This window comes from Streptomyces sp. JK94, assembly GCF_053613315.1.
This window is the reverse complement of sequence record NZ_JBSICH010000017.1, coordinates 82,067-105,081: the sequence shown is the minus strand read 5'-3', so window position 1 is coordinate 105,081 and position 23,015 is coordinate 82,067. Positions and strand designations below refer to the sequence as shown.

The 23,015-nt window shown below is 70.8% G+C and carries 22 protein-coding genes and 2 pseudogenes; 13 read left to right on the top strand and 11 right to left on the bottom strand.

Going from position 1 to position 23,015, the window contains the following annotated elements:
* Positions 1-135: 135 nt before the first annotated feature.
* From ACVV2G_RS17395 to ACVV2G_RS17385, 3 genes are all read right to left on the bottom strand, one after another.
* The gene (locus ACVV2G_RS17395; RefSeq protein ID WP_453843612.1) at positions 136-2,181 is read right to left on the bottom strand and encodes a CocE/NonD family hydrolase; all 2,046 of its coding nucleotides are present in this window, start codon (positions 2,179-2,181) and stop codon (positions 136-138) included.
* A gap of 19 nt (positions 2,182-2,200) precedes the next feature.
* Entirely contained in the window at positions 2,201-3,499 is a 1,299-nt protein-coding gene (locus ACVV2G_RS17390; protein ID WP_453843611.1) for an ATP-grasp domain-containing protein, read from the bottom strand.
* 272 nt (positions 3,500-3,771) lie between these two features.
* Complete coding sequence (locus ACVV2G_RS17385) at positions 3,772-5,994, bottom strand: alpha-N-acetylglucosaminidase (protein ID WP_453843610.1); 2,223 nt, start codon at positions 5,992-5,994, stop codon at positions 3,772-3,774.
* Between the two features lie 359 nt (positions 5,995-6,353).
* Here ACVV2G_RS17385 and ACVV2G_RS17380 point away from each other — a divergent pair, with 359 nt between their 5' ends.
* Positions 6,354-6,806: an MmpS family transport accessory protein gene (locus ACVV2G_RS17380; RefSeq protein ID WP_453843609.1), complete on the top strand. Its 453-nt coding sequence runs from the start codon at positions 6,354-6,356 to the stop codon at positions 6,804-6,806.
* Between the two features lie 259 nt (positions 6,807-7,065).
* Here the strand turns inward: ACVV2G_RS17380 and ACVV2G_RS17375 are convergent, their stop codons facing one another.
* Positions 7,066-7,584 (bottom strand): lytic polysaccharide monooxygenase auxiliary activity family 9 protein, encoded by a 519-nt coding sequence (locus ACVV2G_RS17375; protein WP_453843608.1) that lies wholly within the window; start codon positions 7,582-7,584, stop codon positions 7,066-7,068.
* Positions 7,585-8,014: 430 nt separating this feature from the next.
* Here ACVV2G_RS17375 and ACVV2G_RS17370 point away from each other — a divergent pair, with 430 nt between their 5' ends.
* The 5 genes from ACVV2G_RS17370 to ACVV2G_RS17350 all read left to right on the top strand — a co-directional run bounded on the left by ACVV2G_RS17370 (position 8,015) and on the right by ACVV2G_RS17350 (position 11,785).
* A complete protein-coding gene (locus tag ACVV2G_RS17370; RefSeq protein WP_453843607.1) occupies positions 8,015-8,311 on the top strand; it encodes an ArsR/SmtB family transcription factor in 297 nt (98 codons plus the stop codon).
* Complete coding sequence (locus ACVV2G_RS17365) at positions 8,308-8,700, top strand: VOC family protein (RefSeq protein ID WP_453843606.1); 393 nt, start codon at positions 8,308-8,310, stop codon at positions 8,698-8,700. Before ACVV2G_RS17370 ends, ACVV2G_RS17365 begins: the two co-directional genes overlap by 4 nt.
* Positions 8,701-9,061: 361 nt before the next feature.
* Positions 9,062-9,892, top strand: a complete 831-nt coding sequence (locus ACVV2G_RS17360; RefSeq protein WP_453843605.1) for a PP2C family protein-serine/threonine phosphatase — start codon at positions 9,062-9,064, stop codon at positions 9,890-9,892.
* Between the two features lie 49 nt (positions 9,893-9,941).
* Positions 9,942-10,931: an MASE1 domain-containing protein gene (locus tag ACVV2G_RS17355; RefSeq protein ID WP_453843604.1), complete on the top strand. Its 990-nt coding sequence runs from the start codon at positions 9,942-9,944 to the stop codon at positions 10,929-10,931.
* 416 nt (positions 10,932-11,347) lie between these two features.
* Positions 11,348-11,785: a ribosomal maturation YjgA family protein gene (locus ACVV2G_RS17350; RefSeq protein ID WP_453843603.1), complete on the top strand. Its 438-nt coding sequence runs from the start codon at positions 11,348-11,350 to the stop codon at positions 11,783-11,785.
* A gap of 177 nt (positions 11,786-11,962) precedes the next feature.
* Here ACVV2G_RS17350 and ACVV2G_RS17345 read toward each other — a convergent pair whose 3' ends face one another.
* The 3 genes from ACVV2G_RS17345 to ACVV2G_RS17335 all read right to left on the bottom strand — a co-directional run bounded on the left by ACVV2G_RS17345 (position 11,963) and on the right by ACVV2G_RS17335 (position 14,130).
* Positions 11,963-12,337, bottom strand: coding sequence for an ATP-binding protein (locus ACVV2G_RS17345; RefSeq protein WP_453843602.1), 375 nt, complete (start codon positions 12,335-12,337; stop codon positions 11,963-11,965).
* A 425-nt stretch (positions 12,338-12,762) separates the two neighbouring features.
* Complete coding sequence (locus tag ACVV2G_RS17340) at positions 12,763-13,200, bottom strand: VOC family protein (protein ID WP_453843601.1); 438 nt, start codon at positions 13,198-13,200, stop codon at positions 12,763-12,765.
* A 66-nt stretch (positions 13,201-13,266) separates the two neighbouring features.
* Positions 13,267-14,130 (bottom strand): alpha/beta fold hydrolase, encoded by an 864-nt coding sequence (locus tag ACVV2G_RS17335; RefSeq protein ID WP_453843600.1) that lies wholly within the window; start codon positions 14,128-14,130, stop codon positions 13,267-13,269.
* A gap of 1,167 nt (positions 14,131-15,297) precedes the next feature.
* On the opposite strand from ACVV2G_RS17335, the gene ACVV2G_RS17330 reads away from it, so the two are divergent.
* On the top strand, positions 15,298-15,756 hold the full coding sequence (locus tag ACVV2G_RS17330; RefSeq protein ID WP_453843599.1) for an ATP-binding protein: 459 nt from the start codon (positions 15,298-15,300) through the stop codon (positions 15,754-15,756).
* Positions 15,757-15,888: 132 nt separating this feature from the next.
* Here ACVV2G_RS17330 and ACVV2G_RS17325 read toward each other — a convergent pair whose 3' ends face one another.
* Entirely contained in the window at positions 15,889-16,251 is a 363-nt protein-coding gene (locus tag ACVV2G_RS17325; RefSeq protein ID WP_453843598.1) for a helix-turn-helix transcriptional regulator, read from the bottom strand.
* A gap of 199 nt (positions 16,252-16,450) precedes the next feature.
* Between ACVV2G_RS17325 and ACVV2G_RS17320 the strand changes: the two genes are divergently transcribed.
* The gene (locus tag ACVV2G_RS17320) at positions 16,451-16,741 is read left to right on the top strand and encodes an STAS domain-containing protein (RefSeq protein WP_453843597.1); all 291 of its coding nucleotides are present in this window, start codon (positions 16,451-16,453) and stop codon (positions 16,739-16,741) included.
* 407 nt (positions 16,742-17,148) lie between these two features.
* On the top strand, positions 17,149-17,430 hold the full coding sequence (locus ACVV2G_RS17315) for a hypothetical protein (RefSeq protein ID WP_453843596.1): 282 nt from the start codon (positions 17,149-17,151) through the stop codon (positions 17,428-17,430).
* On the opposite strand, the pseudogene ACVV2G_RS17310 reads toward ACVV2G_RS17315, so the two are convergent.
* The 3 genes and pseudogenes from ACVV2G_RS17310 to ACVV2G_RS17300 form a co-directional block, all read right to left on the bottom strand.
* Positions 17,423-17,892: pseudogene (locus tag ACVV2G_RS17310) on the bottom strand (transposase family protein); the annotation flags it as partial. The gene ACVV2G_RS17315 and the pseudogene ACVV2G_RS17310 overlap by 8 nt on opposite strands.
* A 143-nt stretch (positions 17,893-18,035) precedes the next feature.
* Positions 18,036-18,599, bottom strand: coding sequence for a hypothetical protein (locus ACVV2G_RS17305; protein WP_453843595.1), 564 nt, complete (start codon positions 18,597-18,599; stop codon positions 18,036-18,038).
* A 731-nt stretch (positions 18,600-19,330) separates the two neighbouring features.
* Positions 19,331-20,053 (bottom strand): hypothetical protein, encoded by a 723-nt coding sequence (locus ACVV2G_RS17300; RefSeq protein WP_453843721.1) that lies wholly within the window; start codon positions 20,051-20,053, stop codon positions 19,331-19,333.
* A gap of 235 nt (positions 20,054-20,288) precedes the next feature.
* Here ACVV2G_RS17300 and ACVV2G_RS17295 point away from each other — a divergent pair, with 235 nt between their 5' ends.
* The 4 genes and pseudogenes from ACVV2G_RS17295 to ACVV2G_RS17280 form a co-directional block, all read left to right on the top strand.
* On the top strand, positions 20,289-20,531 hold the full coding sequence (locus ACVV2G_RS17295; RefSeq protein ID WP_453843594.1) for a DUF5133 domain-containing protein: 243 nt from the start codon (positions 20,289-20,291) through the stop codon (positions 20,529-20,531).
* Between the two features lie 286 nt (positions 20,532-20,817).
* Positions 20,818-21,351: a GNAT family N-acetyltransferase gene (locus ACVV2G_RS17290; protein ID WP_453843593.1), complete on the top strand. Its 534-nt coding sequence runs from the start codon at positions 20,818-20,820 to the stop codon at positions 21,349-21,351.
* Between the two features lie 334 nt (positions 21,352-21,685).
* A complete protein-coding gene (locus ACVV2G_RS17285; RefSeq protein WP_453843592.1) occupies positions 21,686-22,291 on the top strand; it encodes a class I SAM-dependent methyltransferase in 606 nt (201 codons plus the stop codon).
* A gap of 137 nt (positions 22,292-22,428) precedes the next feature.
* Positions 22,429-22,985 (top strand): annotated as a pseudogene (locus tag ACVV2G_RS17280) (PadR family transcriptional regulator); the annotation flags it as partial.
* Between the last annotated feature and the right edge of the window lie 30 nt (positions 22,986-23,015).

The following is a 23,015-nucleotide window of genomic DNA, read 5'->3' as shown; positions in this document are numbered from 1 at the left end:
CGCCGAGCGGCCCCGACGGCGGGGCGGCCCCGGGCCGGAACCGCCCCACGGTCCCGATCGAGGACCGCGCGGTCGTCCGGCCGGGGCCGCCCCGGTGCGAGGTGGCGTGGTCCAAGGGCCCTGGACCACGCCACCTCAGAGCAGGTCCCGGGGCACCGCCTCGTTCCAGGTACGGGAGAACACCCGGCGACCACTCTCGTAACCGTCCAGCGTGGCGTCGACGAAGAAGCTGCTCTCGTCACAGGTGAGGCGGGTGTGCGTGACCACCCGCACGTCCCAGTCGTCGCGCCGGAAGCTCATGGTCCACGTGGACTCGCCGCTGACGGAGGTGAAGTCGTCGGCCACGGAGGCATAGCGTTCGTAGGCGCGGCGGCCGACGTCCAGACCGATGTCCTCGAAGCGCACCGTGCCCCGGTCCTTCACCGTCTCCAGCTCGGCGTTGTAGCCGACCAGGTCGCGCTTGACGTCCCAGCGCTCCTCCGGGGGTGTCAGTGTGGTGGTGGCGATGGGGGAGGTGCCCTCCGGCTCGGCGAACGGCGCGGCCTGCGTGTCGTCGGCCTTCTCCGGGGGGCGCACCGGCAGGGTGAGCGTGCTCGAACCGTCGCGGATGCCGACCGTCGCCGGCTTCGGCGGCGGCCAGGCCAGCGGCCAGTATGACGTGGACAGGGAGAGCCGGATGCGGTGGCCGGGCGGGAAACTCTGCGCCACCCCGTTGAGGTGCACGGTGGCGTGGTAGCGACGGCCCGGTTCCAGCGGTTCGGGCTGCTCCGCACTGTCCCGCCGGGTGAGGTTCAGCAGACCGTAGGTGACCCGGGTCGCCGCTCCGTCGGGACTGACGTCGGACAGGCGCGCGGCCACCATGGCGACCGGCTCGTCGGCCGACAGATCGAGGTCGACGGTCGGCGAACCGAGGATCTCCACCCGCTCGGTGAGGGGCTCGGTCTCGAAGACGAGTGAACCGCCGTCCTCTTCCCGCTGGTCGTAGGGCAGGTCGGGCGGCGCGTTGTACGAGGCCCACTTGCCCGCGAACTGCCCCACGGACAAGGGCGACCGCAGCGTCGACACCTGGCCCTCACCGTCCCGCGCGGCCCGGCCTCCCGCCGCGTCGGGCGGACCGATCCGGTGCCGGGTGAGCGGATGCGTGACCGGGTGGACGTGCGGAGAGGGCCAGCTCGGCTCCGCCACCCAGCGACCCGGCCGCTCCTCGTACGACGTCGACGGCGGGACACTGTCCTGCATCCACGTCTGCAGCATCGGGCCGTCCATGACGCCGTTGTCGACGCCCTTCAGCCAGTGGTCCCACCAGCGGACCACCTCCTGGAGGTAGCCGATGGCGGGGCCGGGCTCGCCGAGGTGGGGGAACTTGTGAGACCAGGGACCGATGAGGCCCTTGCGGGGCACGTCCAGGTGGGCGAGCAGCCGGGTGACGGCGTTGGAGTAGCCGTCCGCCCAGCCGCTGGACGCCAGCACCGGGCAGCGTACGTCCTGGTAGTTCTCGGCGACCGAGGCGTGCCGCCAGTAGTCGTCGAGGCGCTGGTGGCGCAGCCACTCCAGGACCCAGGGCCGGGAGTTCTCCAGACGTTCGTGCCACATGTCCCGCCAGCGGTCGCCGACCACGGCCGGGTCGGGCGGACAGGTGGCGTAGGCGAACATGGTGCCCGCCTCGGCCAGGTTGTCCGAGAGCATGGCTCCGCCCATGTAGTGCATGTCGTCGGCGTGCCGGTCGTCGGTGAAGGAGGCGATGGCGATGGCCTTGAGGCTCGGTGGCCGCCTGGCCGCCACCTGGAGGGCGGCGAACGCGCCCCAGGACAGGCCCATCATCCCGGTACTGCCGTCGCACCAGGGCTGCTCGGCGATCCAGGCCAGCACCTCCTCGGCGTCGCTCTGTTCCAGTTCGAGGTACTCGTCCCGCAGCACCCCCTCCGACTCGCCGGTGCCGCGCACGTCGACGCGGACACAGGCGTAGCCGTGCCCGGCGATGTACGGGTGGTGGACGGAGTCACGCACGGCGGTGAGGTCCCGCTTGCGGTAGGGGATGTACTCCAGCACCGCGGGCACCGGTTCCTGGTCCGACGACGTGGGACGCCAGATGCGCGCCGACAGGCGCACACCGTCGGACATGGGGATGACGACGTGTTCCTCTACCTTCGTCGCGAAGGGCAGGTTGGTCACATGGCGCATGGTCGGCCGCTCCTTGTCCTCAGGCTGCCCCGGGGGCCTCGTCGAAGGTGAGGCCCAGGGCGGCGACGCACTGGTCGTACTTCCTGCGCAGGTCCTCTTCGTCGTCGCCGCCGGTGAAGATGTGCGCCAGCTCGTAGCTGTAACTGTCCTGCTGGGAAAGTCCGGAGAGCCGCTGCCCCTGCTCGGGCAGGACCTCGATCCGCACGCCCGGTATCTCGTGCTCGATCCGGGCTATGTCCTCGGGGGACGGCACATGCCGCACGACACCGTCCGTGAACCACCGGTAGTACCACTTCGCCGCCATCGCGTACGGGCCCTGCCGGTGCGGCATCCGCGGGTCCTCACCGAGGGCGAGGGCGAGCATGCAGTGGTGGTTGGGCACGCCGTCCACGTACTGGAACAGTTCGGCGTGCGACTGCGAGTGGCGTGGGTTGATCTCCAGCAGGCTGATGTCCTGGCTTCCCGGGTCGTAGAAGTACTCCACGCTGAACGTCGCCGAGTCGAAGCCGATCTGGCGCATCACGCGCTCGGTGGTGTCGTGGAGCCGGGCGATGACCTGCGGGGGCAGCATGGAGGGGTACTGGTGGCGCAGGAAGCAGGGCGAGTTGGGGTAGTCGATGGAGTCCAGCGTGCCGTAGACGGTCACTTCGCCCTGGTGGACGTAACCCTCCACGGCGACCTGGACGCCCGACAGGGACTCCTCGGCGAGACACACCTGGCCGCCGACACCGTCCATCTCGGCCGGCAGCTCGACCTGGTCGAGGATGTGCTCGAAGGGGCGGCCGATGCGGGAGACGCCCTTGCGTATCTCGTCGACGGCCGTGTCGAACTCCTCCTGGCCGTCGACGCCGAAGGCCAGCTCCGAGGAGTAGGACAAGGCGGGCTTGAGCCACATCGGGAACCGCATGCCGTCCGGAAGACCCGGTGTGTCGGCCTCCAGGTCGACCCGGCCGAAGCGCGGGTGCCGGTCGGTGACCTTCTGCTGTTCGAGCCTGCTCCAGTACTTGTGCTCGCACTTGACCACCGACTCGAGGCTGGTGGTGCGGGTGCCGTAGCGGGCGCCGAGGATCGGCACCAGGGTGCTGACCGGGAAGTCCCAGTAGCCGACGATCGCGTCGATGCTGCCGTCGAAGTCGTCCAGTACCTTCTGCGCCTTCTCGATGACCGCCGGCAGCGACACCTCCCCGCCCTGGAGCTCCTCGACCGTCAGAAGACCGTGGAAGCGCAGCGAATCGGCGCCCGGCACGGACTCCAAGCTCGGGAGGTTGGCCTCGTCGAGACCGACCACGAAGACGTTCCTCACCTGTTCGTCGGACACGGCTCTCCTCTCTCTGAAGATCTCTGAAGATCGACGGGGTACCCGCGCGCACCTCCAGCAACCTTTGTGACCACACCGCGTTCGCGACGCGGGAGCGGAGAGCAGAGGGGAGACGGCGGGTGTGGAAGGTGTGGGCGTCGTCGGTGTGGAAGGACCGGACGGCGAGTTGATTGCGGGCCCCACCTGTCTCACTGCGGCGGGAAACCGTCGTCGGTGGCCGGTGGCCGGTGGCCGGTGGCGTCCCGTCACATGGCGCCCGGGTCTCCGTAGGGTCAGGAAGGAGCGGACGCGGGGACGGCCTCGAGAACCGCGGTGGCCGGCGCCACGGGGTCGCCGGACGCCCTGACGGGGTAACTGCCGCGCTGGTGGTTCCAGTCGTTCTCCAGCGCGAACCAGTCGACGGCGACCGGCGGACGGCCGGTGACCAGTGCGGTGTCCAGCGAGTCGAGGTACGTCGTCCAGCGCGGCGCGTAGAAGTCGCGGACCAGTCCGGACCATTCCCGGTTGGCGTAGTCCCGCAGACCGCCCGCGTCGCTGCCGGAGCGGTGTCCCCAGGTGGTGAGGATCGAGCGCGCGTCGAACTCGGCGGCGGCCCTCTCCGCCTCCGTACGGCCCCAGGACTTCGCGTCCTCCAGCCACGGGCCGAGGAGGAAGCGGGTGTCGGTGGCCAGCAGCCGGTCCAGCAGGGCCAGATCCCGCTTCCACTCGGCGGCCCGCTCACGGAAGCGGGGCAGGTCCTCGGCGTCGTAGGCGGCCTTGATCTCGGGAAGCAGGGTCCGGCTGCGGTTGGCCAGGACCTGACGGGCGACGTCGACCAGGTCGAAGCGGTAGGCGTCGGTGGCGCGCAGGGCCGGTGCGACCTGCAGCAGCTCGGCCAGTGCCCGGCGCACCGTGCTCGGGTCGTACCGCATGGCGTCGGGGCTCCAGCTCGCCGCGTTGGTGGCCGTCAGCCGTGGGCGGGCGGTGAACAGGCTGTCCTGGGACTCGCTCCAGCTCCCCGACGGTGTGCTGTAGGGACCACTGCGCAGCAGTTCCCACGCCCGCGCGGCATGCGGATCGGCGCCGCCGTAACGGCGTTTCGCGTACGCGGTGAACCACTCCCGCTGGTCCACCGGACGCGTGCGCCAGGCCAGCTCGGTGAACAGCTCGTAGGCGACCGGATTGCCGCCGGTGCCCTCCGGCAGATAGGCGATGCCCGCGAGTGAGCTGCCGGGGCCGGTGCGCCACCGGTCGAAACGCTCGGTCCAGACGGCGGTGTTGGCGCCCATCGTGGTGTGACCGCCGAAGTTCGGGATCGTGCCGAAGGCGTAGGGCGCGCCGTGCCAGGTGGTCTCGCGGTCGAGGCCGTCGTAGCGGTCGGACAGGCCGTCGACGATGAGCAGTCTGCGCTTGTCGACGGCGTCGACGATCTGCGGCGAGGGGTTGCTCTGCCAGCCGATCAGGGTCCAGACGGCACCGGGGCGGGCGGTCTGCAGCGCGTTCATCACGGCTTGTGCGGCGTCCCGGACGGGAACGTTCCCCGGCCGCCCGCCCTCGTGCAGCAGATCCATCTTGTACATCGTGGAATCACCGAACAGCGCCCGCTGGTGGCGGTAGAACGACGCGGCGACCCTGGGGAACACCTCGCTGCGGGGGTCGAGCCAGTCGGGCCGCTCGAACCCGACCCAGTCGCCTTGCGGGACGACGGGGCCGGCGGGGTTCCGCCGGGTGAAACCCGGTGGCACGGTGCCGTAGTAGCCGGGCAGTACGGGGGTCATGCCGAGCCGGCGGAGCCGGTCCGCGATCCGGCGGCCGAGTTCCGCACGGTCCTCGAGGAGGCGCTCGGAGACGGGGCCGCCGAAGCCGGACATGTTCTGCATCAGCCACCAGGGCTGGTGGGCGGGGCCGGGGATCCAGGACCGGAGTTCCTGCTCCGTGTAGCCGAACTCCTGGAGCGTCTCGTAGTAGACGGCGTCGGCCCCCATCGGGACGAAGACCTCGTTCACGCCGTGCAGGGCGAGGAGGTCGATCTGCTTCTCGTAGGACGCCCAGTCGCGGTAGGCACCGGAGTAGCCGTCGTCGGTGTCGTTGAGTGCGAAGCGGTGCGGGACCGAAGCGTGTTTGCGGACCGTGCCGGCGGGCGCGGGCAGGGTGCGGGGCAGCCGTGCCGTGCTCCGGCCCGGCCATCCGACGTCCACCTCGGCCGTGTACTTGAGGTACCAGTTGACGCCGCTGAGGATCACGGCGGGGCTGGTGCCCTGAACGCGTACACGGCCGGCGCGGCCGGAGACGCTGAAGTGGTCGCCGGACTCCGGACGGCTCACCGGGACGAGGGCGAACTGGGAGACGTGGTGCGGCAGCAGTCGGGCGAGTGCCGCCCTGGCGGGCTGGGGGTCGAAGGCGGGCCTGCCCGGTGCGGCGGCCGGCGTGGGGGAGGAGACGGGCAGCAGGGCCGCGGTGACAAGGGCGAGAGCGAGGGCCGTGCACAGGACGGTCCAGGGCCTGAGGCTTCTCACTGGTCACCTCTGTGCGGGTTGTTGACGGGGCGTTCGTGAATATGGAGGGTGCCGGGGCACCAGTCAAGGCCGCACAATCGGCCCCCTTGGTGCGGGCGGCCCGTCACCCGACCGCCGCCGATCGCGTGCCACACCCCGGGTCTCGCCCGGGCCTCAGCCGGGCCGCGGCCGGACCGCGGCGGTCTTCGAGTAGCGCCGAGGGCCGTCGTCGTCGGGCTTCGGCCGGTGGTTCCCGCTCTCCGCGCGGCCTCACCGGTCGTCCTCCGGTCTCGGCGAGTCGTTGATCACGAATTGACTTCGCGTTCGTCCGGCTGTTGTCTGCCTCTTGCACAGTCCGTGTGACCTGGGGGTCGTTCCGTATGCGCCACATCCGTCGCATCGTTGTGTCCGGTCTCGTCGCGGGCGGTCTCGTCCTCGGCCTCGGTGCCTGCTCCGACGTCGCCGAGGAGGCGGCCGAGCGGGTGGAGAACGAGGTGGTCGAGGAAGTAGACCGGCAGATCGACGAAGAGTACGAGGTCACCTACGAGGTGACCGGGGACAAGGCCGACTCCATCGACTTCAACGCGGGCGGCGGCGACGCCACCGACCCGAAGCTCGAGACGGTGACCGGTCCGGAGTTGCCGTGGAGCAGGACGGTGAAGCTGCGTGGCATCGAGGCGCCCACGGTCATGCCGATGAGCGTGGACGTGGACGGAGGCTCCGGCGAGCTCTCCTGCAAGATCGTGTACAAGGGCAAGACCCTGGTCGAGAAGTCCGGCTCGGGCGCGGTCTCGATGGCCGGCTGCGTCGCCATCTCGCCGATCATCGGCTGATCCGGTCACGTACGGGAGCGGCGGCACCTGCGACGGGACCTCCCGTCGCAGGCGGCGCCGCAGGCCGGCACGTCCTAGCGGCCGAGGTGGTCACCGGACGCCACGCCGAACAGCCGGATGAAGCACGGGTGGGCGTCGGCCCGGCTCTCGACCTGCGCGGTTTTCCGCCGGTCGCACTCCGGGCCGCCGTTGACGACCCGGGTGGCCTTTCCCGGGTCGGGGGTCGGGAACCGGCCCCCGACCCGCTCCGCCGTTTCCGTCAGCCGCCGACGTTGACGTCGATGCACGCGTAGAACGCGTTGTCGGTGTCGGCCACGTTCCACACGGCGAGGACCTTCTGCCGGCCGTCGAGGCCGCCGAAGTCCACCTGGTGGTTCACCACTGCGCCGGGTTTGGCGCCGCCGTCGTCGAACAGGGCGATCCGCCGGCCGTCGGCGTAGTACTCCCAAGTGCCGGTGGAGTGCTGGGCGGTGAGCTTCCACGAGAACGTCGTGTTCCTCGCCACCGGTGTGACGGCCCAGCCCTTGCCGTCGTCGTCCAGTTCCGCGAAGCGGCTGTTGCCGCCGCTGCAACTGGTCAGGCCCTTGGGGCCTTCGACGCTCTGGGGTTCGTAGGTGATGTCCCCGCAGGACACCGTGCCCGCCGCGCACTGGGCCTGACGGCTGGGCGGGTCCGAGAGGTAACCGTGGGCGCTCGCCGAAGCGGCGGGGAGGCCGACGGCGATGACGGGGGCGACGGCCGCGCCGATCAGTACGGCCGTCTTCCTGCTCGCATGCATGTGCAGCTCCTTCAGCTCAGGCCGGTCCCGGGGCGCGCGCGGTCGTGTGTGGGGGTGCCGCGCACGTCGGTACGGCCTCTCTTCAGTGGGGGTCGAGAGACGCGAAGGTGGGGCTCATTCGCCGTTCCGCAGGGGAGCGCGGTCCCTGGGCGGGACCAACTCTCCAAGCGGAACGGCGAGTTCTGTTGGACTAGACCATACAAGTGATCGACGTGACCGTGTCAAGGGCGTGACGGGGCGGGGTCGGTGGGGCGTGTCGGCGCCGGCGGGTTGGCCCTGTGTCGCCCCCGGGTGGGGGAGGGGGGGCAGTGCCCCGGGTTGGTTCGGGTGGGTTTGGCTGAGTGCGGGGAGGTTCGGGTGGGCCCGGGTGGCTCCGAGGGGGGAGTATCCCGACTTGATAGGCAAGTGAGAACTTGCCTATTCTGGAGGTGTGGCCGACGACCTGTTCAAAGCCCTGGCCGACCCGACGCGCCGGATCATCATCGACGAGCTCGTGGAGAGATCCGGACAGACGCTGTTCGAGATCTGCTCACGACTGAGCATGAAGCACCACCTGGGCATCTCGCGGCAGGCGGTCTCCCAGCACCTTGCGGTGCTGGAGGCCGCCGGGCTCGTGGAGACCAGGCGCGAGGGCCGCTACAAGTTCCACGACCTGAACACAGCCCCGCTGCGGCAGATCACCGAGCGGTGGCCCACGCCCGACGGACCGGAGGAGAGCACCCCATGAGAATCCACCTGACCAGCGTTTTCGTCGACGACCAGGCCGAGGCCCTGCGGTTCTACACGGAGGTTCTCGGCTTCGTGAAGAAGCACGACGTCCCGTTGGGCGAGACGGACCGGTGGCTGACCGTCGTCTCGCCCGAGGAGCCCGACGGCACCGAACTCCTCCTCGAGCCCGCGGGCCACCCGGCGGCCCGGACCTACCGCGACGCGCTGGTCAGGGACGGCATCCCACTGGCCCAGTTCGCCGTCGGTGACGTCAAGGCGGAGTACGAGCGTCTGCGCGGCCACGGAGTCCGCTTCACCCAGGAGCCGCTGGAGATGGGTCCCGTCACCACCGCCGTCTTCGACGACACCTGCGGCAACCTGATCCAGATCGCGGCACAGCCGCGGTAGACGGCTCGTACGCTCCGTCCGGCCCCGTGGCGGTGCCGCCCTCCTGGCCGCAGGGCGGCCTGCCACCCACAGCCGGTGGTCGCTCCGAGGGGGCCGGCCCTGAGCGACGAGGGTGTGACGAGAGGCCGTACTCCATCGGAGGCTGCTGCCTCCCGCCGCCGCAGCGACCCGCCTCGGCGTGCCCCTTCCGGCGGCGAATGAGAGACTTGCACTGTTCGAGGTGCGTGAGCGGTGCCCTCGGGGAGGGGAAACCGGACGCGCTCGGGCCTCCGTGACGAGAGTGTGCCGGAGGGCTGGTCACCGGGCCGCTGCGACCACACGGTGACGCCCGTACGGAGACGGTCCGGCCCGGGAGTGGTGGATGTTCCGCAAGCGTCCCGCACCTGACGGCGAAGAGCTCCTGGACAGGCTGGCCTCGCTGACCACCCGGACGCGGGAGCTGGCCGAGCTGCGACGCTCCCAGGTCGAGCTGGCGATCGCACTGCAGCGCGACATGCTCCCCGCGGACCTGCCCGAGATTCCCGGCATCCACCTGGCAGCCCGCTACGCGCCCGCGTACGCCGGACTCAACGTGGGCGGCGACTGGTACGACGCCTTCGTGCTTCCCGACGGCCGCATCGGCCTCTCCGTGGGAGACGTCCAGGGCCACGCCATCGACGCCGCGGCCTACATGGGTCAGGTCCGCGTCGGCCTGCGGGCGCTCGCCTCCGTCACCAGTGAGCCGGGCGACCTGCTGGCCCGGACGAACGACCTCCTCCTCTCCCTGGACAAGGACCTCTTCGCCACCTGCACGTTCATGCGCTTCGACCCGGCCACCGGTGTCGTGGAGAGCGCGCGTGCCGGGCACGTTCCCTGTGTCTGGGCCACGGCGGACGGAAAGGCCGAGGTCTCCGAGGACGAAGGGGGTCCGCCGCTGGGCGTCCTGAAGGGAACCGAATACCCCGTCACCCGGTATCAGCTCGCCACGGGCGGGGTCTTCGTTCTGCTCACGGACGGCGTGGTGGAGGGCCCGTCCCTGAGCGTCGACGAAGGGCTCGCGAGGGTGGTGCGACTGGCGGGCATCGCCGCCGTCGCGGGGACGGACGCGCACGCGCTCGCGGCGGCCGTACTCAAGAACGCCGAACTGGTGGGTCACGAGGACGACGCCGCCGTGCTCGTCGTCGGCCACGACGGGCCCGCTGCCGCGCCGTAGGGCGGGACCGGCACGTCCCGGATCGCCGACCCGGCCGCTTCGGTGTCTGATGGCTGCTGTGGTGGGTATCCGTGCTTGGCCGCGACCGGTCGTCCTCGCCTGCGAGACACTGCTCGTCGCCGTCTGCTACTACGTGGCGGGGCGAGCGGGGCTCTCGCAGCAGTTGGTCGCGGACGGAGCGGTCGTCACCCCCATCTGGCCACCCACCGGTGTCGCGGTCGGCTGTCTGCTGCTCTTCGGTTTCCGGTGCGTGCCGGGCATCGCCCTCGGCGCCCTGCTGGTCGTCGCCTCCCTCACGGCTCCCCGGCTGTCGGCCGCCGGGGTCGTGCTCGGCAACACCGTGGCGCCGGTGTGTGCGTGCCTGATGTTGCGCGCGGTCGGGTTCCGCGTGAGTCTGAGCCGCCTGCGTGACGGACTGGCGCTCGTGTTCCTGGGCGCGATGACCGCCATGCTGATCAGCTCGGGCGCGGGCGCCGGTGTGCTCGTCCTCACGGACAAACTCGCTCCCGACGACTTCTGGCTCATCTGGCTCGCATGGTGGGTGGGCGACGCCATGGGTGTCCTTCTCATCACCCCCCTGCTGCTCCTGCTGCACCGGGCCCGCCGGTCATCCCCGTCCGGCCGGTGGGTCGAGGCGGCGGGCCTCTCCCTCGCCGTGTGCGTCCTGGTACCCCTGGTCACGTACAGCTCGATCAGTCTCCTGTTCCTCATATACCCGATCCTCATCTGGGCCGCGCTGCGCTTTCAGCTGGCGGGGGGCATGCCGTGCGCGCTCTTCGCCTCCGTGACGGTCACCGTCGCGGCCAGGCAGGGGGCCGGCTCCTTCGGCGGGCTCACCGAGGTCGAGACGATGATGGAACTCCACGCGTTCAACGGAACCCTGGGACTGACCGCGCTCCTGCTCTCCGCCGTGATCAGCGAACAGCTCAACACCAGGCGATCGGTGGAACGGGCCTGTCACGAGCTGGTCGAGGCGTTGCAGCATCTGAACACCGGGGGTCCCGGGAACACGGGGCCGCCCGGCCGGGAGACCCGGTGAGCGAGGCGGGGCGGTCGTCCGGGTGCGGGGCCGGGGCCGCGCCGGACGACGCGGCCACGCCCGGCGTGGCGTCGCGTGGCGAGTGGCGGACGCCTCGGTGTTTCCCGGCGCGCGCTCGGAGCCGCGTCACGGCGGAGTGGGTCGACGGCCGTCCGGGCAGGGCGCAGCGGTCCGGCGGCCCCCACCGGGCGGCCGTACGTCCCGTGACCCTGGACGCCCTCCTGGCCCAGGACCCGTCGGGCGGCCTCTCCCTCAGCCGCCGGCGGTGACGACGCGTCGAGGACGGCCGATCGAATCCACGGCGGGCGCTCGACACGGCCTCCGGCCGCTCTCATGGGCGCGATCGTCTGCCGGGTGGCACCTGCGGGGCGTACTGCCGAGGCCGGCGGGGGAGAGGCGTGGAGCAGAATGACGGCATGACCTCGACTCCCGGGACCCGCCCCGACGCCGACGCCGACGGCGCTGCGATCCGCGTGCGTGGGGCGGCCGCGGTCGCCGCCTTGGTGATCGTCGGTGCCGGGCTGGGGCTCAGGGCCGTGGCGACGGGAGAGGTGGCCAAATACGGAGGGGACGCCCTGTACACCCTGCTGGTGTTCGCCCTCGTCGTCCTGGCCGCTCCCGGGACCTCCCCGTTGAAGGCCGGCGGTGTCGCCCTGGCCGTGAGCTGGTGTGTCGAGTTCCTGCAGCTCAGTGACCTCCCGGCGGAGCTGTCCCGGCAGAGCACGGCGGCCCGCCTGGTCCTCGGTTCCACCTTCAACGCACCGGATCTGTTCTGGTACGCGGTCGGCGCGGCGACCGGCTGGCTCGCCGCACGTCTGCTGCGCCGTGGTGCCGGTGGACACGGGCCGGGGTAGCGCCGTCGCCTCCGGGGAGGCGCCCGGCTGGCGGCTGGCGGCTGGCGGCTGGCGGCTGGCGGGAGGTGGGAGGTGGGGCGGGGGAGACGGCAGGCGGCTGGCGGGAGGTGGGAGGTGGGGCGGGGGAGACGGCAGGCGGCTGTCCGCACCGGTTCGCCGGCCATGCCGTCGGTGGGGTCAGCGGGCGTCGCTGGGCACGGACGGCGGGCGGAAACAGGCGATGACCGTCTTGCCGTCGGGGCAGGGGTGGGCCTCCCAGCTGTCGGCCAGCGCGTCGACGAGGAACATGCCTCGCCCGCCGAGGCGTTCGTCACTCGGGGGCCGCGCCCTCGGCAGGGCGCTGGAGGCGTCGTGAACGGCGACGTGCAGGCAGCGGCCGTCCCAGGTCATCACCAGCTGAGCGCCGGACTTCGCGTGCACGTGCGCGTTCGTGACCAGCTCGGACACGGTGAGCAGCACGGCGTCCACCGTCTCGGGAGAGTCCGCCGTCCAGTCGAGGGTCTCGAGGTGCCTCTGCGCCCAGTCGCGTGCCGTCTTGGGAGTGGTCTGCATCGGCAGCGACCGCGCCCACCCCACTGCTCGTAGCGACGAATCATCCACTGCGGCCCCCATCCCGGATCGATTCCACTGCGTCGCGATTACCCCCGGTGTGCCGATTGAAGCGGTGCTTTCCACGGCCCGGTGCGGTGACCTCCCCGGGCAACCACCCTCCCGGAGGGCGCGGACTCGGCGTTCCCGCTGGCAGGAAGCGCCTTGCCACCCCGTGTGGCCGCCCTTGACGCAGCGGATACGGAGGCCCCCACCGTTTCGGCTCCTCACCCACGTGACCGACGGCGGCCGGCCGGAGTGGGCCCCGCTCCCGGCGTCGAGCAGCCCAAGGCGTGGCCCTCCGGATGCCCGCGCCGCGGGCATCGCGCACGACGGGGCCACGCTGCGGGAATGCACCGCCGCCGCGAGCGAGAGCCGGCCTTCGGCCGTCAGCTCCTCTTCAGCTCCTGGGCGAGCATCACCAGGATGCCGCTGGGACCGCGGAGGTACGTGAGCTTGTAGACGTCCCCGTAGGTCGCGACACCGCGAAGCGGACGGCATCCGTGCTTCGCGGCTGCCTCCAGGGCCGCGTCGATGTCGTCGACGGAGAAGGCGACGCGATGCATGCCGATCTCGTGGGGGCGCGTGGGCTCCGACTCGACCGCCTCGGGGTGGATGTACTCGAAGAGTTCGATGCGGCCCTCGCCGTCCGGCGTCTGGAGCATCGCGATACGGGCGTGGTTGCCGTCGAGGCCGACGGCGGTGTCGGTCCACTCACCACTGACCGTGTCACGGCCGACGACCGTGAGACCGAGGTCGGTGAAGAAGGAGATCGATGCTTCGAGGTCACGAACGGTGATGCCGACGTTCTCAAGTCTGATGGCCATGCGCCGGATGCTACCGAGCCGTGATCGGGGAACTGCGCGGGTCGCGCGGACCGGTGCGGAGTGTGCTCAGGCGGACCGGTCCGTGCGCTCGGCGAGTGCCCCGAGGAGCCGGGCAGCCGGTGCGGGGTCGACCAGCCACCTCAGGTGGCTGCCTTCGAGGGTGCGGACGTCGTACGGATTGTCCGGCGTCAGCTCGTCGCCCTCGCGGATCAGCCGGTCCTGCAGGGCGGTCGGCATGCTCGCGTCGTCCGCCAGACGGACGTAGGTCTTCGGGACCCGGCCCCAGGTCGCCGCCTGTGCCCGGTCGGCGGAGCTGCCGACGTCGAGGTTCTCGTCGGGCTGGAAGGTGTTCAGGAAGGTCAGGAACTCCGCCTCGGTGCCGTCGGCGAGGAAGGCGGCCTTGAGCGCCGCGAGGGCGGCACGGTCCGCGGTGCGGAAGTTGATGCGCAGCAGGCCCAGTTCTGCCGGGTTCCCGGCCATCGCCAGCCCGACCGAAGCGGCGTCGACCGAGGCCATCTCCGGCTCGGCGTAGTAGTCGCCCACATCCAGGCGGACCGGGCACCAGGCGGCGACGTAGACGATGCGGTCGATGAGGTCCGGGCGGGCGTTGGCCGCGGCGGTGGCCGTGATGCCGCCACGGCTGTGCGAGACCAGGATGACCGGTCCGTTCTCCTTGGCCCGCTCCAGGACGCCGATCAGGTGCGCGACGTTGTCGGCGAGCGTGACGCCCTTGACGGAGCCCGGCGCGGTGGCGAGACCCTCGGCATCCTGAGGTGCCTGATAAGCGTGCAGGTAGGTCGCCGCGAAGCCGTGTCCGGGCAGGTCGACCGCCACGGAGCGGTGTCCGAGCAGACCCAGCTCGGCCTGAAGGGGCGCGAAGGAGAAGGAGTTCGCGAAGGCTCCGTGTACGAGGACGAACGTCGGCTGCACGGCTCTACCCACTCTCCGGCCGGGGCGGCGAACAGCTGCCCGATGGATCTCTGGACCCTACGCAGCCGAAGATCACCGGTGCAACCGGTTCGCAACCCTCCGTTTGTGCAACTTGTCCCGGCCACGCGCGGCGCGTGCGGCGCGGCCGACGGGCAGACTCCGGCCCCGGTGCTCAGCCTGCGGGAACCCCGGAGTTCGCCTGCCCCTGAGGCGCAATGCCGCCGACGTCCCGCGCCCCGTCCGGGCAGCGTGCTCATGGTGGCTGTTGAACGCCCCATGCCGGGGCGCTGCAAGAGGAGGTGGCAACCGTCAGAGCGGGTACGGCAACCCAGATTCTGGGGAGCAGGGGCGGCCCTGATTCTGATCAGCCGGAACTTGCGCTTCCCCTCGCTCCTGGCTGTCGGTGTCGGCCTCATCGCGATCGGGCATGCAGTGAAGTCCCCGCGATGACGCGGGCCGACCCCCACGACGAGTAACCGGACGGTCAAGTCAGAACACCACGCTGGGCGGCCGTCGGGCCGCTCGACGAGGGCGCCGAGGGGAAGGTCTTCGGTGGTGCGGCACCGGTCGCCGCCACCCAGGAGGTGTCAGCCGTGGTCGTCGCCTACGCGGCCGGTGCCGTCGTCGGCAACGTAGTCACACCCGTACACGAGTGACCGGCTACCGACGGGTGACGGTCGCGAGAGCCTCCGTATGCCACCCCGGCCACGGCCCGTGGACTGTCCGAGAACGACCCCGGGTTCACCGCCGCGGGGGCCGCCCCGGGTCGCCGCCACGCCGGTGGTCGCGGTGGCGGCCTGCGGCGCCGGCGTCGCGCTCGGCGTGGCCGTCACCCAGGCGGCTTGCCGCACCGGCCGCGTCGTACGTCACCGGAGAGGTACTCCCCGTCGACGGCGGAGCGGTCGTGGCGTGTACGCGAGGTCGCCAGCGCCTCGACGGCTACGGCCTGCCGGCGCGTGGTCGCCGGCACGGCAGGGGGCGGGCTCGCTGCACTCCTGCGACGAGTCGTCCCGGCGGCCCGGCGAGCCGCACCGCCGGGGTCCGGGGAGTGGCAGGCCCGTACTCGGGTAAGCGTATGACGGAACAGTCGAAAGTGGAAAAAATCGGTAAGGGCGACGGGGGCTTGTGTGCGGCCCGTTCCGTCGGGGTCAGCGGGAGGCAGTCGGGATGAGCGTCGGCGACATCGCGCCGTTGTACTACGGCGAAGCTTGGGGGCAGGGCACGGCCTGTGCCGCGAACGCCCGACGGGCTCTGCGGGCCTTTCTCGGCCATGCCCCGGGAACGGGTGGCGCGGCGGTGCCGGCCGCGGTGGCGATGGACGCCGAACTCGCCGCCAGTGAGCTGGTCACCAACGCCGTCCGGCACGCCCCGGGACCCTGCGGCATGACCCTGCACCTGTCCGGTGAGGCGTTGTCGATCACCGTGTGGGACAGTTCCTCCGAGACGTCGGCTCCGCGCAAGGCCGACCCGGCCCGCATCGGCGGACACGGACTGCACCTCGTGCACACCGTCAGCTCCAGGGTCGCCGTCGCCCTCCGCTCCACGGGGAAACTCATCACCGCTCAGCTGTCCCTTGCGCCGAACCGGAGCACCGGCGGGACGACCGTTCCCGCCGCTTCGTCCTAGCAGGCGTCCGCGAAGGAGGCCGACGGCACTGCCTCACGGTCGTCGGCGCCGCCCGCCGGGCCCTCGGCCCGACCCTGGAGCGCACCCGGCGCCGCACCGTCACCGGCGGCCTCCCCCGCCTCACCCGTGCCGCTACCGCGCGCGGCCGGTGCCGGCCAGACGGGACGGCCGGCTGCGTGGATGCTGCACGCGGTCGGTTTCGTCCTGGACGAGCAGGGAGAGGAGCGAGGCCACCGTCAGGCCCGCTTCCGCCGGATGACGGAGCACCTTGTCCGGCTGGATGCGGTAGGTGTTGGTGCGGCCGTCGCGGGTGTGGGAGAGGTAGCCGTCCTGCTCGAGGTCGGAGATGATCCGCTGGACCGCGCGCTCGGTGAGCCGACAGTGGGCGGCGATGTCGCGGATCCGGACGTTCGGGTTGTCGGCGATGACCGCCAGTACGCGTGCGTGGTTGGTGACGAACGTCCATCCGCTGTGAGATCCAGGCACTTCAACCATGCACAGCATTCTACGGACCGTCTTTGCCTGACACTGGATACATGACATACTTTTCGCGCAATAGAAGACGTGAACCATTGGGGGAGACCCAGGAGGACCCGAGAGTGTCTTTGGACGAAGCGGTCACCGGACGCTCGGGCGGCACCGCCGACGCGGGCCGGCAGCAGGTTCTGGACCGGTCCGCGGTGGAGCAGTACGAATGTCGCGGCGCCTGGGTCGTCGGCGCGCGGGGTTCCTTCGACATGTCCTCGATCACGTCTCTGGCGGACGCGCTGGACACGGCCGGCAAGGACACGCGAAGGTGGTCCTGGATGCCTCCGGCATCACCTTCGCGGACTCGGTGCTGCTGAACCTGCTGATCCTCACGCATCAGGCGGCCGATCTTCGGGTGGCCGCGCCCACCCGGCAGTTGCGGCGGCTTCTGCGACTCACCGCGGTCGACTCGGTACTGAAGGTACGGGCGACGGTGGAGGAGGCCGTGACCTGCTAGGGCGTGTACGGAGTCGTGGTCGCGGTGCTGGGAGGAGATCAGGACCGCCCGACGCGACCGGCACAACCCCACCGCCGGCTGGAGCGGCGCACACGCCATCACCGAGAGCATCGTCCACGCCTTGGACTGAACAACCTCTCGTTGACATGCAACCCAGTTGTCCCAGATCAGCAACCTGAACACGACTGACTTCGCTGTCGAAGGACACGGACTCGTCCGCCGTCACTCAACCCAGGCTTTCGATGGTGAACCGAGCCGTGCACGTCGAGCAGGCCAGGACAGCTCGGAGCAAGAGCTGCGGCCTCCGAACGGCGTTGGTCTTGCCGCTGGCATCCTCCTTCCCCGCGGAGTCGAAGAGAGTGAAGGGCGCCCCGGAGAGGACGTCGCCGCCGGGGTCCCTTTTCGGGATGGCCACGCTGCCGGACTCCATCCCGGCCGCGCTCTTCGGAGTCGAGGACGCGGAAGTGGACGGCGTGGGGTCGGGGCTCTGGGCCGAGGCGGTCGGCGCCCAGGACAGGCTCATCACCCCGCCGACAGACACCCTGCGCAGCGCTCCGCTCGCCGAATGGGTGGCCGTCCCGCAGTGGACCGTCACATACACCTCACCCGACACTGGCGGCTACGACCCGGCCAACTCGCAGATCGTCGCCGGCCGGATCACCCTGGCCATGACTATCACCCGTCGATGATTCCGTGGGCTCGGGCGGCGGTCAGATCGTGGGTGGCTCCGGGCAGCGCGGGCGAGGCCCACAACAGCCGCCCGAAAGGGTCGGTCAGGACCTGCACGTTCATGCCGTGCCGCTTGTGCTTACCGGAGTAGTACGGGGTGTCGGCTGCGATCCGGTCGATCGTCAGCAGGGTGCCGTCCAGGATGACGAATGCCTTCGCCCGGATCACCTTCATGGCCTCGTCCAGGGTCGGCGCGAGGGCGGCCAACGCCTCGACAGCCTCGTGTATGTAGCGGAACACGGTTGCGACTCCATGCCGAACCCCGCGGCGAGCTGGGCATACGTATCGCCGCACCGCAGGTGGGCCAGGACCAGCAGAGCTTGGCGGCCGGCCGACAGCCGGCGCCACCGTGTCCCGATCTCTCGCCGACGAGCGGCGAGTTGCCTGCTCAGGTATCTCAGGGTGCGGCTGGACAGATCGATCGAGGACGGGCGGACAAGCGCGCGAAGCTCCTGGCGGACACGGGTGACCTTGGTCGAGAACCCGTCTACCAGGAGCTTCGTCGTTCCGTACAGCCCTCACCCGTCAACACCCGCACGCAGACGACAGGTGGAAAGGCTCACTGTCAGAGCAGGATGGTGAGGACCTCACTGGCGTTCTGCTCGTCGATGCTTGAGGTGAGGCAGCCCAGAACGTCGAGGTCGATGGTCACCTTTTCGCGTACCACGACCGAGCCCTGCGCGTAGCCGGCGGTGACAGTGCCCGTCGCAGTCACGATGGTCTGGTTGGCGACGTGGGCGACGGTGGTGAGGGTGTAGGTGATAGTGCTGTTCTGGCCGTTGCTCCAGTGATACGTGATCACGTCAGCCGGAGGAATCGTGTCTGCGAGCGGTGGGATCAGGCAGCTGGCCTGCTGACTGAAGGTTGCGGCGGCGACGCCGGTGAGAAACGGGCCACCCAGACACGTCAGTTCTTCGGTGATGTCCACGTTGGTGGTCCGCGGCAGCGGGCCGAGCGGGGGCGAATAGCGTGTGGAATCCCCACCGGTGCAGACCACCGTGGCGGCGGCCTTCGCCGGTGCGGCATGGGCCGAACCGGCGGGAACGGCGGCCGCTGCGGTGAGAGCGGCCAGGGAGAAGGAGAGGGTGAGAAGTCTTCGGAGACGTAACATGCTCTGGCCTTTCATCACGGTGTCCTCCTGGGGCGAGTGACCGACTGCTGTGAAAAGCGCGCCGCTTGAGGGCGGGACCTCGCAGGGATGATCAGAGCGTGGCCGGTCCGGTGTGCGCGGAGTCGGCTCTTGTGAAGCCATGCGGCACTTCTCACGTTGCCACACGGCAGCAGACGCGTATATGGCCCCCATGGGGGGTGTGCACCCCGCTTGGGGGGGCGTGCACACCCCCCCCCGAGCGGGCACGCACTCTCGGCTTGTGCAGGTCCCAACCCTCTGTTCACCTTCGGAAGCTCCGCAAGGCGGGCCGCTCAGGCGGCACCGGGGAGGCCGTGGCCGGCTCCCGCCCTTGCGCGGAAGGCTCGCGCGTCCCGTGGAGCTCGGCTTCCGAGTTGGGCAAGGCTCAGTAAGTTCGAATATGATCGTGCGGTTGATGTAGTTCTTGGAGACGCGCTTTGCCCGGTGGGCGAACAGGAACTGCACGCGCTCACCGGTCTTGCCGTCGAGCATCACCGGCTGCTCGGGGCGGATTGCCTGCCAGACCTCGACGGCCTGTCCGAGTAGCGGGTCGACCGGCTTGGTGAAACTCGTGCCGGTCTTGTGGGTCGGGACGTCCGGCAGGCAGACGGCGTCGCGGGCGAAGATGTCGGCGGCGTCCGGGTTGACGGTGGTGCCCTCGTGCTGCCAGCGGACGCAGCCGGTGCGCAGGCGGCGGATCTCGTCGCTGCGTTGGCCGCTGAACAACCAGGTCAGCGCCAAGGCCCGGGAAAATTGCAGGGGATAGCGCGGGCCGCTGCTGGTCGTGGGTAGGTCCTCGGAGGTGAGGTTGATGCCGGTCCACAGCAGCTTGGCCCATACCTCGTCGGCGATGACGCGGGGACTGCGACGGCAGGACCCCGGTCGCCGCCGAGTACGGCACGACCCGCTCCCGGCGGCTCCCGGTGGTCTCCGCCCGCACTCGCACATTCCTCCACCGCCCAGCGGCTGCCGGCGACGCGGGCCAGCTCCTCCAAAGTGGTGCCGGCGGGGCAGTAGGCGATGTAGTAGGAGATCTCGTCGGGCCGGCTGACGCTGCGGCGGGCCGGCACCCAGAGCCGACGGCCCTCGCGGTGCCAGGGCCGCACCTCGACGCGGGCCCAGTCGTGGATCCGCCGGCCGAGGGCTCCCTCGCCGCAGGAACGGCGTCTCCACTTCTGCCGTGGTAGGCCGGGGAACAGGTCGTGCACGGGGTGGTCGATCGCCCAGCGGGTGACGACGGTGCCGTGGCGGGTGGTGGCCATGACGTGGAAGGCATCGGCCCGCTCCGCCGCCAGCGTCCAGCCGTTCTTTCGCTCCGGCGGAGCAACCAGCCCCCGCATGTAGGCAAGCGCTGACTGACGCGGCTCCTCCCGGTTGAACCGGTGCACGAACCGCTCATGCACCGCATCGAGTTCGTTTGCCCACGACCTGACCTCAGCAAAGCCCCCACCCAGAACCTCACCAACGACCGAACTGGCCACCCGTCACGGCAAGCACCGTTGCAGTAGCAGGTCTCGCGCGCCCCGGGTGTCGCTGCGCCGTGGCGTAGATCTTCCCGTACGGGGCATTCGGGGTTCTGATCGCGCTGCCCGGTCCCGGACCGCGGCAGTCGGATGCCATGGACACAGTCACTTCCGTGCGGTGCGGCCCACCGTGCTGCGGAGGGCTTGCGAGGGGAGAGGTATCACCATGATCCTTCCGGCGGAGAAGGAATTGCGTGCGGCACTGGCCCGGTTCGCTCAGGCGCGCATCGCACACGATGTGTGTCCTACCGGTCACACCAGCAGGGTGCTCGAGGACACCACGTACACGCTGTGCGTGATGACCGGCGCCCGCACCGCCGAGCAGGCTCTGCACACGGCGGACACCCTGCTCGAGCAGTACGCCGCCCGCACGAACGTCTCCCGCGAGGACGAGACGCTGGCCGCGTAGGCCGGCGCCGGGCCCGCACGAGTGCGCCACGGAGAAGGGTGCAAGGACGGGATGCTGCGTCTGCCTCCGATCACGCCGGCCGGCCGGAGCGACGAGATGGTCCACTTCATCGACCGGCCGGCGCCACGCAGCCGGTCCTTCCGCCGGGCGCCGCCCGCACCCCCGGGGACGACGGCGTCCGGTGCGACCCGGCCCGCGATGACGTGCGGGACCGTGCCGGTCCCCTGACTGCCGAGGTGCGGTCCCGCGATTCGCCTTCCTTCCGTCGCGGCGGGAGGATGGGGCCATGACCGAGATCCGCACCCCTCGTCTCGTCCTGCGCCGATGGCTGGACGACGACCTCGTTCCCCTGTCCGAGATCCACGCCGATCCGGCGGTGATGCAGGGCATCGGCGACGGCAGGCCGCGTTCCCCGGAGCAGACGGCCGAGGACATCGAGGCGTGGGAGGAGGAGTGGGACGAGGAGGGGTTCGGCATGTTCGCGGTCGAGTTCCTGGGCTCCGGTGAGGTGGCGGGCGCCGTTGGCCTGTCCGTCGCCGACGCTCCTGCCCAGGTGGCCGGCCAGGTGGCGATCAGCTGGCGGCTCGGGCGGGTGTTCTGGGGGCAGGGGTACGCCTCCGAAGCGGCGCACGCCACACTGGAGTTCGCCCTGCAGGATCGCGGCCTCGAACGTGTGGTCGCCGTATGCCGGGCGGGCGACGGCGCCTCCGTGAACGTCCTCGAAAAGCTCGGCATGCAGGCCGAAGGCACCGCGGAGCACCCGGTTCACGGCCACGACCTCGCGGTGTTCGGCATCGACCTGACGCAGTACCAGGCCTGAGGCCCGTACGACCGGCGGGTGTCGAGGGTGGGGTACGCGACCGCCACGGAGACCTCCGCTGGAAGTCCGGTCACGGCACGGCCCTGGACCTGACACGTCCAGGGACCGCGCCCGCATACGGCGCGAAGGTGGTATCGGTGCTGCTCATCCTGTGCTCTCCTCTGCCGGCCGGAGTCCTTCCCGCTTCGTCCTCACCGTCCTGGCCCGTGGGTCGACCATCCGCGTAGGGTCCCCGGCCCGCCGGGCTGAGCGAGCCGGGCGCCCGGGCCGCGACCCGGTCGTGCTCACGCTGATGGTGCTCAGGCGGTTTCGCCGTGCGGATAGGCTCTTCGCCATGAACCGATGGGAGCAGCTGACCGGCGGTGTGTCGGGCGAGCAGTACGCCGCCCGTTTCGCGGAACTCGCCGAACGCGGCCAGGATGTGCACGGCGAGGCACGCTTGTGCGCCACGCTGGCGCGCCCGGGGGCACGCGTGCTGGACGCCGGCTGCGGCACCGGGCGGGTCCTGATCCAGCTCGCCGCACTGGGGTACGACGGTGTGGGCGTGGACCAGGACGCCTCCATGCTGGCCGTGGCGCGTCGGCAGGCCCCAGGGCTGACGTGGGTGCAGGCCGACCTGTCGGACTTCGACCCGGCCGCTGCCGGGGTCGCGTCCGCTTTCGACCTCGTCGTCGCCGCAGGCAACGTCTTCCCCCTCCTCGCGCCGGGCACCGAGGCGGCCGTCGCCGCCGCGCTGGCCCGGGCCCTGCGCCCGGGCGGCCTGCTCGTCGCCGGTTTCGGCCTGGACCGGGAGCACCTTCCCGTACCGCCCGGCCTCACCCTGCCGGAGTACGACGCCTGCTGCACGACGGCCGGTCTCACCCTCACCGACCGCTTCGCCACCTGGGACGCCGATCCGTACGAGGGCGGCGGCTACGCGGTCAGCGTCCATCGCCGCTGACTCCCCGCGCGGTGCTGTGAGGGGACCCACTCCTTCTCGGTGAGAGCGTGCGAACGGCGGGAGGCGCCGAGTGAGCAGCGTCTCATCGGGACGCGCCGACTTGTCTGTGCAACAAGTTGCATAGAAAGATCGGACACATGGCGCTCGAACACGCGATCCTCGTCTCGCTGCTGGAGAGGCCGGGCTCGGGCTACGAACTCGCGCGCCGGTCCGAACGGTCCATCGGACACCTCTTGACCGCCACCCACCAGCAGATCTACCGCGTACTGCGACGCATGGCGGACGACGGCCGGCTGGACGCGCGGGACGTGGCGCAGCGGGGGAGACCGGACAAGAAGGAGTACTCCGTCGCGCGGGCGGGCCGCGCGGCACTCGCCGTGTGGCTGCGTGAGCCGGTCGAAGCGGAGAGCATCCGGCACGAACTGGCCGTCGGGATCAGGGGCGCGGCCTTCGACGACCCGGCCGCACTGATCCCCGAGGTCGAACGCCACCGCGAGGCACACGACGACCGGCTCCGGCGCCACCTCACCGGCGCACAGCACGACTTCACCGGTCCCGGAGCCCCCGGCCGCTCGACGCCGGCCAGGAACTCCGGCACGTCGTGCTGCGCGGAGGCATCGCCTTCGAGCGGATGACCATCGCCTGGCTCGACGACGTCCTCGACACCCTCCACAGGCTCCGCGCCGCGCGGCCCGCCGGCCGAGGCCGACTCCTCGCCCCGTCC